This window comes from Yersinia sp. 2540 StPb PI (genome assembly GCF_052217165.1).
Taxonomy (GTDB): Bacteria; Pseudomonadota; Gammaproteobacteria; order Enterobacterales; family Enterobacteriaceae; genus Yersinia; species Yersinia enterocolitica_E.
Genome location: NZ_JAZGQC010000001.1, coordinates 4,951,840 through 4,967,770, shown reverse-complemented (window position 1 = coordinate 4,967,770; position 15,931 = coordinate 4,951,840). Strand labels below are relative to the sequence as shown.

Below are 15,931 nucleotides of genomic sequence, written 5' to 3'. Positions count from 1 at the left end.
ACCATTGAGAATTTCCTCTGTAGCAAGCCGATAAGCCGCCTACCGTAGAGACCGATAATCAGCCCCCATACCACTGCACCACACAATACCAATATCAGGCCAGTAGGCGTGACAGAACCATCACTGATGAAAATAATACTGAGCGCGATGCCAATCCCGATACATTGATATCTTGAGAGCTTTTCGCGCAACAGCAACGCGCCAAGGATCATGGTGAAGAACGCGCCGAATTGCAGCACTAACGAAGCGATTCCTGCTGAGACACCCGCTTTAATACCCAGATTGACGATACCCCATAAACCGATACCAAACAGTAGGCCGTAACCTATTATGTATCGCCATGAAGTGTCAGGTTTTTTGATAAAAGGACTGCGGGCAGGGCGCCGAGTGTAAAGCGAATCCCGGCTAAAATAAGCGGGTCTGCGGCAATCAGGCCAAGTTTTATTACCGAAAAATTAGCCCCCAAAATTGCGGTAATGCATAGAGCAATTAAAAGATCAGTTAGTTTCACGCAGCCTACCTAGGGTGAGTGAATTAATCGGTTATTGTTATTTCACAGTGGCAGTTCACAAACTGAGTAGTGATAATCAGTAGCGAACATGAGAATATTTCCAGGACAGCGGTATCGCAATTCAGGATACCGCTGCGAATAATGTGTTATTAATTCTGTTTATATAAACCAGCGACCATAAAGCAGCTAAATGAACTAAATAGCATCTCAATCCCGACCAGAGTCGTAACCATGGTGATCGACATCAGTGGGCCAGCACTCACCAATAGATAGGTAATAATCAGATCCAAGACGCCGAGCAAGATTTGTAGCCATGCCCCCGGCATTCCCCATGTTCTAACACCGGTTATCAACCGCATCACCCCACCAAAGGCAAACAGCACCGCCAGCACCACAGCCAGACTTATCATCCCTATTGCTGGATTGGTAATAAATACATAACCCATCACAATATATGCGATGCCGAGTAAAATACCGGTCACCATTGGCCAAAGATTATGGGAACGGTTGGTTACCATACCCACGATCATTGCAATCCCACTGAGTAGCAGTAGGACACCAATAATTTTGCTGAGAACAACGCTGGAGGCCAGTGGGTTAATAAGGCAAAAGATCCCGCCCAGTAATAGCAGGATTGCGATGACCCGCATGATAATCCGTTGTTTTTTTAAGGTACTTTCATCAAGGCTCATAAGGTATTTCCGATCTATATTCAGCATGACGATGACTCCTGTATAGTCTGAACTAGGTTATCGATAACTATCATGAGTATAGGTCGAACAATAGATGTATAAATAAAATTAATGATATTCAACTAATTATACTGTGGAATATTTCCTGTACGCCAGATGTGCAAATAGCATTGCAGTGGCACTTATCATCCCCCCAAGAATACAAACACCTGACCATCCCGCATTCGCATATACGATCGTTGCACTGATAGCTCCGAGGGCGCTACCGATGGAATAGAACAACATATAGCCAGCAACCAGGCGGCTTTGGGCATCAGGGTGTAGCGCCAATATGATGGTCTGATTAGTTACATGCACCGTCTGAACGGCAAAATCTAATATCACGACACCGATAACCAGCCACCAGACCGATCGCCGACGGACTAACGTTAACATCCGTTGCCATCGTATCGAGTAGGGGCTGAGCAAAATAGACATTGGCGACCGCCATGGCGGATACCATCGCCAAGAGTGGCACCACTATTGATGTGAGGTGTGGTGCCAGAGCAGTTTGTGGTAATCGCCGAGTGCGACTCTTTGCTGATTCTTTTCTGATGGACATAAAAATACCTGATACCTTTCTGGTTTTTATTTGAAACCACGTAATTGATTTTTAACCAAGGTGGTTTTAATATGCAACCAGTTTATCCAGCAAATGATCGGAGTAAAAGAATGACTAAAACGAGTGAAGGCCAGATAGGGGCAGAAGAATGCCCGGTTGCCAGAACGCTCGAGGTCTTGGGGGATCGCTGGTCACTCATGATAATTCGTGATGCTTTTGATGGGATCAGCCGTTTTGGCGAATTTCGGAATAACCTTGGCTTGGCGAAAAATATCTTGGCGGGTCGCCTGCGTGAGTTGGTTGAACACGGCATTCTGATGATAGTCCCGGCCTCTGATGGCAGTGCTTACCATGAATATGTGTTGACGGATAAAGGCCGCCAATTATTCCCTATTGTGGTCAGCCTACGCCAATGGGGCGAAGATCACTTGTTTGCTGTTGGCGAAAAGCACTCTATTTTAGTTGATAATCAGAGTGGGCATCCGATCAGTAAGCTGACAGTATCTTCACAGCAAGGTAAGGTATTGGATGCCAGCGAATGCCATCGGAAAAAAGTGATTAAGCGGTAAGGAAGGTATCTGCGGCGGGAAATAAAATCTCAATGGATATTAATGACAGGATATGCAAAATGGATTCTCGGATACTGGAAATACTGCAATACACATTGAAACCGGGTAGTGGTGTGGAATTCCACCGAATTATGCAAGAGATCAGCATTCCCTTGCACGCCAGGGAGGGGATGGACGTCGTCGCTTATGGTCAATCGCTGCACGACCCAGACGCTTATTACCTGATGCGTGCCTTTGACAGTCAAGAGGCATTAGTGAATGCTGAGGCACGTTTTTACAGCAGTGACGGCTGGCTTGCTGGCCCGCGGGTGGCAATTGTTGAACGTATTGAAAATAGTCTCAAATCCGTAATATCGATGCCAACTGCCGCCATTGATGCTTTAAGAACCTAATCGGTCAATTCATAGCATTCTTATACTGAATACGTTATCAACTGATAACGTATTTAATCGCCTCTGGGATTTATTATTGCTCTGCCTGATAAGTGTCGCGTAAGAAAAGGGTTAGCACATCTTTTGGCGGTGTCACCTCACACTCAGACAGCAGCCACCCCACAGCGCCTCGGTGATAAGCACCATGATGCTCAACATGGGAAAACATCTCTTTTCTACTCATTGCCCCTTTTCCCCCATCGACAAATTTGAAGTTAATTATTTCATCCAATTGTTGTTCAACCAGAGAGTGAAGGTACTCGAGATAGCGATTATCACTGATAGCAAAGGCGTCATTCAGCACCTCTAGAGGCGGTGTTTCAACCGTATTCAGCGCAGTATAACGGTGGGGAACTCCCTGAATATTGGCGATAAATATTTGATCAACCACATAAATATGATTCATCAGGCGAATCATAAGATGACGTTTATCTTTATAAGCCGCGGTATCAACATTGGCGATAGCGGAGAGGATCTCTTTATCAGCCCAGGCCTTGTATTGAAAAAGCATATCAAAGTGAGTAAGCACAGACATTTTCAGATCTCAGCGGAGAGTTAGATGGCTATTTTATAGTACGAGAATTATTGTAGGTCGTTAAGTAGCGTTGAATTTTAGCCGACTAAAACATTTCATCAACGAAGGGACTGTCTATTGAATATTCGGCAAGCAAATAGCAATGACCTATATATCTTGAGATAATTAGGCAAAGCGAGAGGCTTGGGGATGAGTAAATTGTTATAACCTGAATCGATGACGTTATCGCCATCTCAAGGTGCTTTTCTATTCTTCTACTAGAATATCCAGCCAATCCGCATTGAACAATTTTCGTTCAAATTGGCTAACCACTGAGACAGAAAAAATCAGATAAAGTGTAATTATATCCGTGAGATTCCATTCAACAGTCTCTATTCAAGATTGTGCAGTTATGGCTTCATTGAGTTGAGCAAATATAGCGCAGCGACACTTTTGCGACACAGGTTACCAGATACAAAAAAGCCAACTCGAAAGTTGGCTTAATATACTGATTTTAAAGCTAAAATTTGGTGGCCCCTACTGGACTTGAACCAGTGACCAAGCGATTATGAGTCGCGTGCTCTAACCAACTGAGCTAAGGGGCCAGACTTGGGCGCTGATTATACGGTAGTTTTTATCCTGCGGTCTAGAGCTGATAAATCATATGGCTGTTTTATGCACAAAATTAAGGTTTTTTACGCACATAGCAGGTAATTACGTGCGGATGCAGGCTTGAGAATCGGTGGTTTGGGGCCAAAAAGAAAAACCCCGGCACGCCGGGGTTTTTTGTGTGTTTGCTGCTGTCGCTAACGATTAATCGTCCAGGAAGCTGCGCAACACTTCAGAGCGGCTTGGATGACGCAATTTACGCAATGCCTTGGCTTCAATCTGACGAATACGTTCACGGGTTACGTCGAACTGTTTGCCCACTTCTTCCAGGGTGTGGTCAGTGTTCATATCGATACCGAAACGCATACGCAGAACTTTCGCTTCACGAGCGGTCAGGCCAGCTAACACATCGTGGGTGGCAGAGCGCAGGCTCTCTGATGTTGCAGAGTCCAGCGGCAGTTCCAGAGTGGTATCTTCAATGAAATCGCCCAGATGTGAATCTTCATCATCACCGATCGGGGTTTCCATTGAGATTGGCTCTTTGGCAATCTTCAGCACTTTACGGATCTTGTCTTCCGGCATCAGCATGCGTTCAGCCAGTTCTTCCGGTGTTGGCTCACGGCCCATCTCTTGCAGCATCTGGCGTGAGATACGGTTGAGTTTGTTAATGGTCTCAATCATATGTACCGGGATACGGATGGTACGCGCCTGATCCGCGATAGAGCGGGTAATGGCCTGACGAATCCACCACGTGGCGTAAGTTGAGAACTTATAACCACGGCGGTATTCGAACTTATCTACTGCTTTCATCAGACCGATATTGCCTTCCTGAATCAAATCAAGGAATTGCAGACCACGGTTGGTGTATTTTTTCGCAATAGAGATAACCAAACGCAGGTTAGCCTCAACCATTTCTTTCTTGGCACGACGTGCTTTCGCTTCACCGATAGACATACGGCGGTTGATGTCTTTCACTTGCTCAATTGTCAGACCGGTTTCTTCTTCGATCTGGCGCAGTTTCTGCAAGCTACGTTGAACATCGTCCGAGACATCTTTCAGTTTTTCAGACCAGGGTTTACCCATCGCAATTGCTGCGGCAAACCAGGTATCACTGGTTTCATTGCTGGCAAACAGAGTAACGAAGTTTTTCTTCGGCATTTTGCACTGCTCAACACACAGTTTCATGATGATACGTTCTTGAGTACGAACGCGATCCATCATGGTACGCATGTTGTTGACCAGATAGTCGAACTGCTTCGGTACCAGGCGGAACTGCTTGAATACATCAGACAACTTCAGAATTTCAGCAGCAGCATTGGCGTGGCTACGACCATTTTTCTTGATTTCCATGCGTGCGTTTTCATACTGCTCACGCAAATCGCTGAATTTCTGGCGTGCCAGCTCTGGATCGATGCTGTTGTCGTCTTCTTCTTCGTCTTCGTCTTCATCTTCGTCGTCGTCATCATCCATTTCTGCGGTGGATAATTCAGAACCAACGTGAGTCGCCGTCGGCGCAATATCTTCTTCGGCGTTTGGATCAACAAAGCCGGTGATCAGGTCAGATAAACGGGCTTCACCCGCTTCAACGCGATCATATTGTTCCAACAGATAAGTAATCGCTTCAGGGTATTCAGCAACTGAACACTGAACCTGATTGATACCGTCTTCAATACGTTTGGCGATATCAATCTCACCTTCACGTGTCAACAGCTCAACGGTACCCATTTCGCGCATGTACATACGCACCGGGTCGGTAGTACGCCCGATTTCGGATTCAACACTGGATAATACCTGTGCAGCAGCTTCAGCCGCGTCATCGTCGGTATCAGTGGTGTTCTCGGCCAGCATCAAATCATCGGCATCAGGAGCTTCTTCCAGCACCTGTATGCCCATGTCATTAATCATCTGGATGATGTCTTCGATCTGATCGGAATCGACGATATCTTCCGGCAGATGGTCATTGACCTCAGCATAGGTCAGATAGCCTTGCTCCTTACCACGGGTGACAAGTAGCTTCAGCTGTGACTGCGGGTTTTGCTCCATAAGACGGTATCCACACTTCAGAGTATTTGGGTTGGTGTCGGTCGGCGAAACCGCCAACAATAGCATTTGGGGCCTTTTTTTGTCGCCGCTGCCCGCTATGGCGGCATATTGTGGGGAGTCGCCCCCACATTTATCGGCAATTAAGCCGTTGGGTGTTTCATTTTTTTCTGGCTAATGCCAGATTCAAAGACCAAAGCTCTTTACGTTCTTCGGCGTTTAATCCATGTGTCCGGTCACGCGCTATCAGGGTTTCCTGACGTTGCTCCAAGATGGAGTCATACAGGCTCGTTAGCGTGTCGACAAAAGTCGGTTCGACCATGTCCTCAACAATCATGTGGTTCCATGTTGCGAGAGTTTCAAGCTGTTGGCTGAATTTATTATCCCGATACAGTTCCAATAACTGCCCGGTTGTCAGCCCTGGCTGAGCCAGACAAGTCTCAACCAACTCAATAAATAACGGTAAACCGGCTAACTTGGCTTGCTCGACGCCCTGTAGTGAGGGAATAAGTGTAGCTAGTTGTGGGTTTTGTACCAGTAGCCCTATAAGTATACGCATGGTTGTGCGTTTTAGCTGGGGCGGTTGGTAGGTATTCGTGTTTTCAGCCTGTTTTGGCATCAGCTTATCGAGCTGGCTATCATCGAGCAGGCCCAATTTATTACCGAGCTGCTGGCGCAGATAAAGACGTAATGTCTCACCGGGTACCTGACTGATTAAAGGTAGTGCCAGAGTGCTTAACTTGGCGCGCCCGTCGGGGCTGCTCAAATCCACCTGTGGCATCAACGTTTCAAACAAAAAGGTTGAGAGTGGCTGTGCCCCTTCCATCCGCTGTTCAAATGCGTCTTTCCCTTCTTTACGTACCAGAGTGTCTGGGTCTTCGCCATCGGGCAAAAACATAAAGCGTAGCTGACGGCCATCATTTAGATAGGGCAGCGCCGTTTCTAATGCTCGCCATGCCGCATCTCTGCCCGCCCGATCACCGTCGTAACAACAAATTACGTTATCGGTGGCACGGAATAATAATTGAATATGCTCCGCAGTGGTCGCGGTCCCCAGCGAGGCAACGGCATAGTCAATACCAAATTGCGCGAGTGCTACCACATCCATATAACCTTCCACCACGAGTAAACGCGTTGGATTGGGATGATTCACTTGCGCTTCATACAAGCCGTAAAGCTGGCGGCCCTTATGAAAAATTTCTGTTTCTGGGGAGTTTAGATACTTTGGCACTCCATCACCCAGAATTCGCCCGCCAAAAGCGATAACCCGCCCACGTTTATCGCGGATAGGGAACATGACGCGCTCACGAAAACGATCGTAAGTCCGTCCTGTATCATTAGTCACCAGCATTCCGGCATCGTTCAGCGCAGTACGGCTCTCACCATCACGGCCAAAACGTTTTAAGGCATTGTCCCAACCTGGGGGGGCAAAACCAATAGCAAAATGTTGGATGATTTCTTCACTCAAACCGCGATGCTTAAGATATTCGCGTGCCTGATTGGCATTCGAGCCTTTGAGTGACTGTTGATAGAATCCGCTAAGGCTTTCCATCAGTTGATAGAGACTTTGTCGTTGATGACGTTCGATCTGGGTGGTGCCGGTTCCTGCCTCGTAAGGCACTTCCAGCCCATGCATGGTGGCTAATTCCTCAATACTTTCGACAAATTCGAGTCTGTCGTAATTCATCAGGAAATCAACAGCGTTACCATGTGCGCCACAGCCGAAACAGTGATAAAACTGTTTTTCGCCGTTAACAGTGAATGAGGGTGTTTTCTCATGATGGAACGGACAGCACGCATGGTAATTTTTGCCTTGCTTCTTCAGCTTTACCCGTGCGTCGATAAGATCAACGATGTCGGTGCGCGCTAGCAAGTCATTGATAAATACGCGTGGAATTCGTCCAGCCATAAGCCCCTATTCGGTCAGTCCATAAACGAGAACAAGCCGCGCATTCCTTTCGGAAAGCACGGCCTTCGTATGCAACTACTCGATCTGCGCGTTCTTAGAACATAAAAAACTACGCGGTGGGGTTACCCCCGAAGAATTAATACAGACGAGTGCGGCGTGCGTTTTCGCGAGCCAATTTCTTCGCGTGACGTTTTACAGCAGAAGCTTTAGCGCGTTTACGTTCGGTAGTCGGTTTTTCATAGAACTCACGACGACGAACTTCAGCTAAAACACCCGCTTTTTCACAAGAGCGTTTGAAACGACGAAGAGCTACGTCGAATGGCTCGTTTTCACGTACTTTAATTACCGGCATGTGCCTCTCACCTCAATAGAAATCGGTTTGCTGCTGGCCAATCGCCAGCCTTCTCAAAATGGTGCGGAATTTTACTTCAATGGATGCTGCTTTGTAAAGCACCACAGCAAATTGAAACAGGCACGCCCCTGTGATGTCGCCCTCGTTCTTTACAAGAAAGTTGGTGCCGAGAGTGCGACGGCCGCTGATTATATACTAAACAAGGCTGTTGATCGAATTAATCAACACTCTTTTCAAATATGACCACTATCAACAACATTTAGGTGCTCAAAGCGTGAAAATGCCGTCTTTACCGTCAGAGATCATGACTGGCGGCGCTGTTATGCTAAACTATCGGCCGCACGTGAATGATGGGAAATGTAATGCGAGTTTTGGGTATAGAAACGTCCTGCGATGAAACCGGTATTGCAGTGTATGACGATGAAGCCGGTCTGTTAGCTAACCAACTGTACAGTCAGGTTAAATTGCATGCTGATTATGGCGGTGTAGTGCCTGAGCTGGCTTCCCGTGATCATGTGCGCAAGACTGTGCCGCTGATTCAGGCAGCATTGAAAGAAGCCAATCTGAGCGCTAAAGACATCGATGGTGTGGCGTATACCGCAGGCCCAGGTTTGGTTGGCGCATTGCTGGTCGGGGCGACAGTCGGCCGCGCATTGGCATTTGCGTGGGGGGTTCCGGCGGTGCCGGTCCACCATATGGAAGGCCACCTACTGGCACCGATGTTGGAAGAGAACGCACCAGAGTTCCCGTTTGTCGCTCTGCTGGTCTCTGGCGGTCACACTCAGTTAATCAGCGTGACCGGTATTGGTGAGTATCTGCTATTAGGGGAATCTGTCGATGATGCGGCAGGTGAAGCCTTTGATAAAACTGCAAAATTATTAGGTCTGGACTATCCTGGGGGGCCGATGCTGTCGCGTATGGCACAACAGGGTACGGCGGGGCGTTTTACTTTCCCGCGGCCAATGACCGATCGCCCTGGACTGGATTTCAGTTTTTCTGGTTTGAAAACGTTCGCCGCAAATACTATCCGTGCTAACGGTACCGATGATCAAACCCGTGCTGATATTGCCCGTGCATTTGAAGATGCAGTGGTCGATACGCTGGCGATTAAATCCAAACGAGCGCTGGATAAGACCGGCTTCAAACGTTTGGTCATTGCCGGTGGTGTCAGTGCAAACCGCACTTTACGTTCAAAGCTGGCGGAGATGATGCAAAAACGGGGCGGTGAAGTATTCTATGCTCGGCCAGAGTTTTGTACCGATAATGGCGCGATGATCGCCTATGCTGGGTTGATCAGGCTGAAAAGTGGTGTGAGCAGTGAGTTGAGTGTTTCGGTTAGGCCGCGCTGGCCGTTAGCCGAGTTGCCGAAAGTCTGAGCGGGGCTGCGGCGGTGTTGCCGCGTCATCTCGTGATGCTCACATACTGATGTATGCTCCGCTCTCTCAATTCCTTGCGCCTTGCCTCGCTCCCGCTCAGCCATTCTAAGATTGGTGCCGAAAGTCTGAGCGGGGCTGCGGCGGTGTTGCCGCAGTCATTCAAAATGCTTATGGATGAGAGTCCACGCCGTTTTTGCATTCCTTATGCGCTTTGCCTGGCTCCCGTTCAGTCATTCTTGTTTTGAGGAGAATCAATCTTCTTTCTCTTCCAACTCTGCGGCTTCTTCGGCCGGGGTTTTCTGCTTTTTCTTTCTGAGTTTATCCCAGATTTTACTTTCTTTGCCGCGCCATAAACGTTGAATGTTATCGTGGTGGCGCATCAAAATCAGGCAAGAGAGCATGGCGACCGGGAAGGTGAATTGCGGTTTAAACCACCAGACGTAGAAGGGCGCAATTAGCGCACTGATAATTGCGCCTAAAGATGAATACCCACTCAATAACACCGTCAACAACCAAGTACCGGTCATCAGACCGGTTAGATCCCAGCCGATAGGGGCGATGGCGCCAAAAGCAGTAGCAACGCCCTTGCCACCTTTAAAATGGAAAAAGACCGGATAGATGTGACCAAGACAAGCAGCGATAGCGGTCAAGCCAAGATACAGCGGGGAAACGTGCAGCAGGTAAGCAATCCAAACGGGTAACATGCCTTTCAGCACATCGAAAATCAGCACTGTTGCTGCGGCTGCTCGGCCACCGATGCGCAGCACGTTGGTTGCACCGGGATTACCGGAGCCATGTTCACGCGGATCTGGCAGCTTAGCAACCCGACACACCAGGATTGCACTGGAAATAGAGCCACACAAATACGCGAAGATAATCATGCCAAGCGCGATAGCACTCATAACACCGCCCTGTTGAATAATGATCGTTTTAATCGCAACATCAGTGGATAATACGCATATTCGGCTGGAAGTGGTATCCGGCAGGCGCAAAAACAGAGAATGACGTGATGGACATCGTATTTATTGAAGAACTGAGTGTCATAACCACCATTGGTGTTTATGACTGGGAGCAGACCATCCAGCAGAAGCTGGTGTTCGATATCGAAATGGGTTGGGATAATCGTAAAGCTGCTGCCAGTGATGATGTGAATGATTGCTTGAGCTATGCAGATATCAGTGATGCGGTGATACAACACGTAGAGTCACAGCGTTTTGCCTTGGTTGAGCGGGTGGCAGAAGAGATAGCCGAGCTGCTATTAGTCCGTTTCCAATCACCGTGGGTGCGGATTAAAGTCAGTAAACCAGGGGCGGTGGCACAAGCCCGTAATGTCGGTGTGCTCATTGAACGTGGTCAACGACCTAACTGATTTTTGCTCTGCCACGACATAAAAATGCAACCCTATATTGATAATGTGGTTTGAATTATTGATTAACGTGATATTTTTACCGACTGAAATTGAACGGCATTATTTTGCACATTGCCGTTTTTTTGTGGATTTCTATATCCTAAATAATTCAAGTTGCGGGAAGGCGGCAACTGACTGAATCCGCAGGAGCTTACAGAAGTAAGTGACTGGGGTGAACGAGGGCAGCCAACGCACATGCAACTTGAAGTATGACGGGTATATTACATGGCATTGGGTATCGTAGATGACGGATATGTATTCGCTGTTTGTGGCTGTTGTTTTAGGTGTGGTAGAGGGATTGACTGAGTTTTTACCCGTGTCATCCACTGGGCATATGATTATCGTCGGTGAGCTATTGGGCTTTACCGGCGACAAGGCAAAAACCTTTGAAGTTATCATTCAGTTAGGGTCGATTCTGGCGGTTGTCGTGGTGTTCTGGCGGCGGTTATTTGGCCTGATTGGTATCCATTTCGGCGCGGTACCTCATGAGGGGAAAACCAGCGGTCACCTGACATTGGGCCATATTTTACTGGCAATGATCCCCGCCGTGGTGCTGGGGTTGGTATTCCATGACCTCATCAAATCGCTGTTTGATCCGAGAAATGTCATGTATGCCTTGGTGGCGGGTGGGGTGCTTTTGCTAGTCGCAGAATGGTTCAAACCTAAAAATCCTAAATCTGTTGGTTTGGATGATATTACTTACCGTCAGGCTTTCGCGATTGGCTGCTTCCAGTGTCTGGCGTTGTGGCCGGGGTTCTCCCGTTCTGGTGCCACCATTTCCGGCGGTATGTTGGTCGGTGTTAACCGTTATGCCGCGTCTGAGTTCTCCTTCATTCTGGCAGTACCGATGATGATCGGGGCCAGTGGACTGGATCTTTATAAGAGCCTGCACTTCCTGACGCTGGGTGATTTACCGATGTTTGCCGTCGGATTTATCACGGCATTTATCGTGGCTCTGATTGCTATCAAAACCTTCCTTTCACTGATTAAACGTATCTCTTTTGTACCTTTCGCCATCTATCGCTTTGTTGTCGCGGCAGCGGTGTACTGGGTCTTTATGTAATATACCCGTTATACTTCAAGCTGCACGTGCGTTGGCTACGTTCAATCACCCGAATCACTTACTGATGTAAGCTCATCGGGTTCTTTCGCTTGCCGCCTTGCTGCAACTCGAATTATTTAGGGTATAAAAAATGCATCAGATACAATAAAACACCTTGATTAATCAGGGTGTTTTATCTTTAGATAATATGGATTTATTCTTAAATTACTTCTTGAGCCTGTTTCCATTCGGCTAATGCTTGTTGGCGGCGACGTTTAAGTTCGTCGCGAATGGCTAATCCTTGTAACCCGCTGGCGACTACTTCCTGCACTGATACGCCGCTGGCAATATGGAATGCGGCGCGCAAATAATCGCCCTGCGGATAAGGATTTTCTTCAAATCCGGTACGGCCTCGGGCATCAGCCTCACTGGTGATAATCATTTGCTCAAGACGTTCTGGTTTGCGCCACACATCAATGGCATCAAACAGTTTGAGTAGAGTTTCGGGGCGAAGCTTATTCACTGTATGGATAAGGTCATGGTATTCCGCCACCAGTTTCGCCAAGTCACGTATCGGATTAGGTACCCGTAAGCGCTGACATAACTGCTCAACCAATTTAACCCCAGCCGGGCCGTGGCCGTGATGGTGTGGCCAGAATTCTTTTGGTGTCAGACCTTTACCCAAATCATGGCAGAGAGCGGCAAAGCGGACATCAACCTCAGGGCTAAGTTGAGCCGCAATGGCTAATGTCATCAGCGTATGGATACCGGTATCAATTTCTGGATGCCACTTTTCGGGAGCCGGTACGCCAAATAAACGTTCAATTTCTGGAAAGAGCACCGCCAGCGCACCGCAATCACGTAACACTTGAAAATAGATCTGCGGGCTTTGTGTTTTCAGCGCTTTCTCGGTCTCTTTCCATACTCGCTCTGGCGTCAGAGCCGATAGCTCGCCACTTTGTGCCATTGCTGCCATCAATGATTGAGTCTCAGCGGCGACGCTAAAACCTAAATGGGCAAAACGGGCAGCGAAACGGGCAACCCGCAGCACACGTAGTGGATCTTCGCCAAAGGCGTCGGAGACATGACGCAGTACTCTGTTTTCTAAATCTTGTTGGCCGTGGTAGGGGTCAATCAATTCCCCCTCGGCGCTACGGGCAATGGCATTGATGGTCAAATCGCGACGCAACAAATCCTCTTCCAGCGTGACATCTGGCGCGGCATAGCAGGTAAAACCGGTGTAACCTGCGCCGGATTTACGCTCGGTACGAGCTAGTGCGTATTCTTCATGGCTGACAGGGTGCAGAAACACGGGGAAGTCTTTACCAACCTGCTGATAGCCCTGTGTGAGTAACTGTTCCGGGGTGGACCCCACCACGACCCAATCCTGTTCGGTGACCGGCAGATTTAATAAGCTGTCGCGTACCGCGCCGCCGACCAGATAGATTTTCATATAAATCCTTCGTTCTTGATGTTGCAGCGTTATTAGCTGCTCACTTGAATCACACTTTACCGCCTGGCGACAAAGGCTTGTTTCAGTATAGTTGGGGATGAGAATAGATTAAACAAGCAGGCCACCCTGGCGGGCAGCCGAACGCGTCGATTTTACAGTCTTATTAAACGGCTATCAGTTCATCCAGCGATTGTTCTTTTTACGGCTTGGGATCAGATGTGGCAGTACCAGACCAAGGAGCAGGCCGATACCGGCAACACCGCCGCCGTACATAAACCATTGCAGGATAATGGTACGCTGTTTGTCATCTAATTGCAGATTCACAGCGCTGACTTTCTTCTGAGCAACCACTAACTGATTCTTTAGTGACTCGTTTTCTTTTTGCAGCTCGGAAATCACGCTGTCGCTGGCCGCGACTTTCTGTTGCATTTCAGCAGTGCGCTGATTCCAGCTATTATCAATATTAGCCAGCTTATCTGTCAGGGTTTTGACTTGTTGTTCAAGGTCCGGTACCCGAATACGCAGACTTGGCGTTTCACTCAATTGATTCAGCGCGATCCAGGTGGTTTTCCCTTTACTGTCGCGGATTTGACCGTAATTTGTGCTGTCATCAACACTTATCAGGGCGACTTCATCTCCGCCTTTTAACGTGCCAACAATACGGTATTGGTTACCGGGACCGCTATGAACGTAGGTATCCAGCTCATCAGAGATGTAGCGTTTTTCTTCAGCGTGCGCGCCCCAGGAGATACTGAGACTTAGCATCGCGAGGCAAATTAGGCGTATTTTCAGCATTAGAGAGTCATTTATGAGTGAATTTATGGAACGATAGTAGTGTGTTCAGTTTGCCGACGCAACGCATAAACCGGAATGAGAACTATCTTACTCTCATAGCCAGCGCGGCTTTAGCCACTTTGTTGTTCATTTTAACCACACTGAAAATTTGTCTTATGAAGCCTTATGGTAGACCTGTTAAAATAGAGGCTGACTCGGGGTAGCCACGCGGTTTTTTTGTGTAAAATAGCGAAGTCTGTGTAAAACAGGCAAACCGCCGCGAAAGAGGCATAATGCCCGTAAACTCGCAACATACCGGTGTGAATGAAATTATGACCGTTGAAATAGAATTAAAATTTATTGCTACTCCTGCGGCCATTGCCGCTTTGCCCGAGCGGCTTACATCCTGGCAAAGCCAGCATTCTGCGCCGCAGACGCTGACCAATATCTATTTTGAAACTGCCGATAAGCGGCTGCGCCAACATGATATTGGCTTACGTATCCGTGGTTATGATGGCCGTTACGAAATGACGGTTAAGACCGGCGGTAAAGTGGTCGGTGGTTTACATCAACGCCCTGAATACAATGTTGATATTGATAGTGACCAATTGGATTTGGCGCGTTTCCCTGCCGATATCTGGCCGAACGGTTGGGTGATTGAGACATTACAAGCAGAACTACAGCCGCTATTCCGTACGGATTTTACTCGAGAGAAGTGGGTAATTACTTACGGCGAGAGCGAGATAGAGCTTGCTGTTGATCAAGGCACTATCAGTGCAGGTGAGCTGTCGGAACCCTTGCACGAAATTGAGCTGGAACTGAAAAAAGGCAATCAGGCAGATTTGCTGGCATTGGCCGCAGAACTGGCACAAATTGGCGGTTTACGGCAGGGCAATCTGAGTAAAGCAGCCCGTGGCTATCATTTAGCACAAGGCAATCCTCCTCGTGAATTGCGCCCGTTACTGGTGTTGCAGCCAGCGGCCAAATCCACCGTTGAGCAAGGTATGGTCGCAGGGCTGGAGATGGCCCTGGACCATTGGCAATACCATGAAGAGCTGTGGTTACGTGGTGAGCCGGCCGCTAAAGCTATGATCATTGAAGCATTGGCAATGGTGCGTCAGTCATTAGCTATTTTTGGTGGTTTGGTCCCGCGCAAAGCCAGTACTGAATTGCGTGCCGGGCTGCTGGCGCTTGAACCGCAGTTAGAACCGAAGAATGTCGATGCTGAGCAGCTTTGCTATAGCACTGATTACCTAAAATGTAAGTTAGCGCTCACATCTTGGTTGGTTACCTCTGGCTGGCGGCCATTTATGGATGCCAAAGCACAGACCAAGTTTGAAGGGTCATTTAAACGCTTCTGCGACATCATGTTGAGCCGCAGCGCTGCTGATCTGAAAGACGCTTTTGGCCAGTATCTGGATGACGATGGTTATTTGGCGCAACTCCCTCGCTTGAACCGGCAGATCATGTCTTTCCAATTGCTCTCAGGCTTCTATCCGCAGAGTGAATGGTTGCCGTATATCGATGGCTGGTTTGGTTTACAGCAGGAGATTATGCACCGTCAGGGCCACTGGCGTGATACCGCCCGTAAGGAAGCGCTAGCGCAGGCAGCCTTTTGGTTGAACGGTGCTGCTAGTTAATAGATAGCAG

At 48.2% G+C, this 15,931-nt stretch carries 15 protein-coding genes, 1 tRNA gene and 1 pseudogene; 6 read left to right on the top strand and 11 right to left on the bottom strand.

What is annotated here, in order from left to right:
• Positions 1-56: 56 nt before the first annotated feature.
• The 3 genes and pseudogenes from V1956_RS23155 to V1956_RS23145 all read right to left on the bottom strand — a co-directional run.
• A pseudogene (locus V1956_RS23155) lies at positions 57-511 on the bottom strand (EamA family transporter); the annotation flags it as partial.
• 149 nt (positions 512-660) lie between these two features.
• Complete coding sequence (locus tag V1956_RS23150) at positions 661-1,230, bottom strand: HdeD family acid-resistance protein (RefSeq protein ID WP_372560469.1); 570 nt, start codon at positions 1,228-1,230, stop codon at positions 661-663.
• 99 nt (positions 1,231-1,329) lie between these two features.
• On the bottom strand, positions 1,330-1,680 hold the full coding sequence (locus tag V1956_RS23145; protein WP_420070750.1) for an MFS transporter: 351 nt from the start codon (positions 1,678-1,680) through the stop codon (positions 1,330-1,332).
• 234 nt (positions 1,681-1,914) lie between these two features.
• Here V1956_RS23145 and V1956_RS23140 point away from each other — a divergent pair, with 234 nt between their 5' ends.
• Both V1956_RS23140 and V1956_RS23135 read left to right on the top strand, forming a co-directional pair.
• Positions 1,915-2,373, top strand: coding sequence for a winged helix-turn-helix transcriptional regulator (locus tag V1956_RS23140; protein ID WP_420070749.1), 459 nt, complete (start codon positions 1,915-1,917; stop codon positions 2,371-2,373).
• Positions 2,374-2,432: 59 nt separating this feature from the next.
• A complete protein-coding gene (locus tag V1956_RS23135) occupies positions 2,433-2,765 on the top strand; it encodes an NIPSNAP family protein (protein ID WP_083162354.1) in 333 nt (110 codons plus the stop codon).
• A 73-nt stretch (positions 2,766-2,838) separates the two neighbouring features.
• On the opposite strand, the gene V1956_RS23130 is transcribed toward V1956_RS23135, so the two are convergent.
• The 5 genes from V1956_RS23130 to rpsU form a co-directional block, all read right to left on the bottom strand.
• The gene (locus V1956_RS23130; protein ID WP_372560472.1) at positions 2,839-3,339 is read right to left on the bottom strand and encodes a DinB family protein; all 501 of its coding nucleotides are present in this window, start codon (positions 3,337-3,339) and stop codon (positions 2,839-2,841) included.
• 507 nt (positions 3,340-3,846) lie between these two features.
• A tRNA-Ile gene (locus tag V1956_RS23125) sits at positions 3,847-3,923 on the bottom strand.
• 208 nt (positions 3,924-4,131) lie between these two features.
• Positions 4,132-5,970 carry an RNA polymerase sigma factor RpoD gene (gene rpoD / locus V1956_RS23120; RefSeq protein WP_372560473.1) on the bottom strand — a complete coding sequence of 613 codons (1,839 nt, stop codon included), beginning with the start codon at positions 5,968-5,970 and terminating at the stop codon, positions 4,132-4,134.
• Between the two features lie 157 nt (positions 5,971-6,127).
• Positions 6,128-7,876, bottom strand: coding sequence for a DNA primase (dnaG, locus tag V1956_RS23115; RefSeq protein ID WP_420070748.1), 1,749 nt, complete (start codon positions 7,874-7,876; stop codon positions 6,128-6,130).
• Between the two features lie 136 nt (positions 7,877-8,012).
• On the bottom strand, positions 8,013-8,228 hold the full coding sequence (gene rpsU, locus V1956_RS23110; protein WP_001144069.1) for a 30S ribosomal protein S21: 216 nt from the start codon (positions 8,226-8,228) through the stop codon (positions 8,013-8,015).
• A gap of 362 nt (positions 8,229-8,590) precedes the next feature.
• Between rpsU and tsaD the strand changes: the two genes are divergently transcribed.
• The gene (tsaD, locus tag V1956_RS23105) at positions 8,591-9,604 is read left to right on the top strand and encodes a tRNA (adenosine(37)-N6)-threonylcarbamoyltransferase complex transferase subunit TsaD (RefSeq protein ID WP_372560475.1); all 1,014 of its coding nucleotides are present in this window, start codon (positions 8,591-8,593) and stop codon (positions 9,602-9,604) included.
• A gap of 251 nt (positions 9,605-9,855) precedes the next feature.
• Here the strand turns inward: tsaD and plsY are convergent, their stop codons facing one another.
• Positions 9,856-10,506: a glycerol-3-phosphate 1-O-acyltransferase PlsY gene (gene plsY, locus V1956_RS23100; protein WP_032911234.1), complete on the bottom strand. Its 651-nt coding sequence runs from the start codon at positions 10,504-10,506 to the stop codon at positions 9,856-9,858.
• Positions 10,507-10,613: 107 nt separating this feature from the next.
• On the opposite strand from plsY, the gene folB reads away from it, so the two are divergent.
• Positions 10,614-10,973 carry a bifunctional dihydroneopterin aldolase/7,8-dihydroneopterin epimerase gene (gene folB / locus V1956_RS23095; protein ID WP_050086684.1) on the top strand — a complete coding sequence of 120 codons (360 nt, stop codon included), beginning with the start codon at positions 10,614-10,616 and terminating at the stop codon, positions 10,971-10,973.
• 283 nt (positions 10,974-11,256) lie between these two features.
• A complete protein-coding gene (gene bacA, locus V1956_RS23090) occupies positions 11,257-12,075 on the top strand; it encodes an undecaprenyl-diphosphate phosphatase (RefSeq protein WP_372560476.1) in 819 nt (272 codons plus the stop codon).
• A gap of 199 nt (positions 12,076-12,274) precedes the next feature.
• On the opposite strand, the gene V1956_RS23085 is transcribed toward bacA, so the two are convergent.
• Positions 12,275-13,507, bottom strand: a complete 1,233-nt coding sequence (locus tag V1956_RS23085; protein ID WP_372560477.1) for a multifunctional CCA addition/repair protein — start codon at positions 13,505-13,507, stop codon at positions 12,275-12,277.
• A gap of 174 nt (positions 13,508-13,681) precedes the next feature.
• Positions 13,682-14,302: a TIGR04211 family SH3 domain-containing protein gene (locus V1956_RS23080; protein ID WP_372560478.1), complete on the bottom strand. Its 621-nt coding sequence runs from the start codon at positions 14,300-14,302 to the stop codon at positions 13,682-13,684.
• A 311-nt stretch (positions 14,303-14,613) separates the two neighbouring features.
• Here V1956_RS23080 and V1956_RS23075 point away from each other — a divergent pair, with 311 nt between their 5' ends.
• Positions 14,614-15,921 carry a CYTH domain-containing protein gene (locus V1956_RS23075; protein WP_442825846.1) on the top strand — a complete coding sequence of 436 codons (1,308 nt, stop codon included), beginning with the start codon at positions 14,614-14,616 and terminating at the stop codon, positions 15,919-15,921.
• The last annotated feature ends 10 nt before the right edge of the window (positions 15,922-15,931 follow it).

Bases quoted from the DNA above. Each gene is read 5' to 3' on its own strand.
- V1956_RS23150 (WP_372560469.1), bottom strand. From the start codon at position 1,230: ATGCTGAATATAGATCGGAAATACCTTATGAGCCTTGATGAAAGTACC.
- V1956_RS23145 (WP_420070750.1), bottom strand. From the start codon at position 1,680: ATGTCTATTTTGCTCAGCCCCTACTCGATACGATGGCAACGGATGTTA.
- V1956_RS23140 (WP_420070749.1), top strand. From the start codon at position 1,915: ATGACTAAAACGAGTGAAGGCCAGATAGGGGCAGAAGAATGCCCGGTT.
- V1956_RS23135 (WP_083162354.1), top strand. From the start codon at position 2,433: ATGGATTCTCGGATACTGGAAATACTGCAATACACATTGAAACCGGGT.
- V1956_RS23130 (WP_372560472.1), bottom strand. From the start codon at position 3,339: ATGTCTGTGCTTACTCACTTTGATATGCTTTTTCAATACAAGGCCTGG.
- rpoD (WP_372560473.1), bottom strand. From the start codon at position 5,970: ATGGAGCAAAACCCGCAGTCACAGCTGAAGCTACTTGTCACCCGTGGT.
- dnaG (WP_420070748.1), bottom strand. From the start codon at position 7,876: ATGGCTGGACGAATTCCACGCGTATTTATCAATGACTTGCTAGCGCGC.
- rpsU (WP_001144069.1), bottom strand. From the start codon at position 8,228: ATGCCGGTAATTAAAGTACGTGAAAACGAGCCATTCGACGTAGCTCTT.
- tsaD (WP_372560475.1), top strand. From the start codon at position 8,591: ATGCGAGTTTTGGGTATAGAAACGTCCTGCGATGAAACCGGTATTGCA.
- plsY (WP_032911234.1), bottom strand. From the start codon at position 10,506: ATGAGTGCTATCGCGCTTGGCATGATTATCTTCGCGTATTTGTGTGGC.
- folB (WP_050086684.1), top strand. From the start codon at position 10,614: ATGGACATCGTATTTATTGAAGAACTGAGTGTCATAACCACCATTGGT.
- bacA (WP_372560476.1), top strand. From the start codon at position 11,257: ATGACGGATATGTATTCGCTGTTTGTGGCTGTTGTTTTAGGTGTGGTA.
- V1956_RS23085 (WP_372560477.1), bottom strand. From the start codon at position 13,507: ATGAAAATCTATCTGGTCGGCGGCGCGGTACGCGACAGCTTATTAAAT.
- V1956_RS23080 (WP_372560478.1), bottom strand. From the start codon at position 14,302: ATGCTGAAAATACGCCTAATTTGCCTCGCGATGCTAAGTCTCAGTATC.
- V1956_RS23075 (WP_442825846.1), top strand. From the start codon at position 14,614: ATGACCGTTGAAATAGAATTAAAATTTATTGCTACTCCTGCGGCCATT.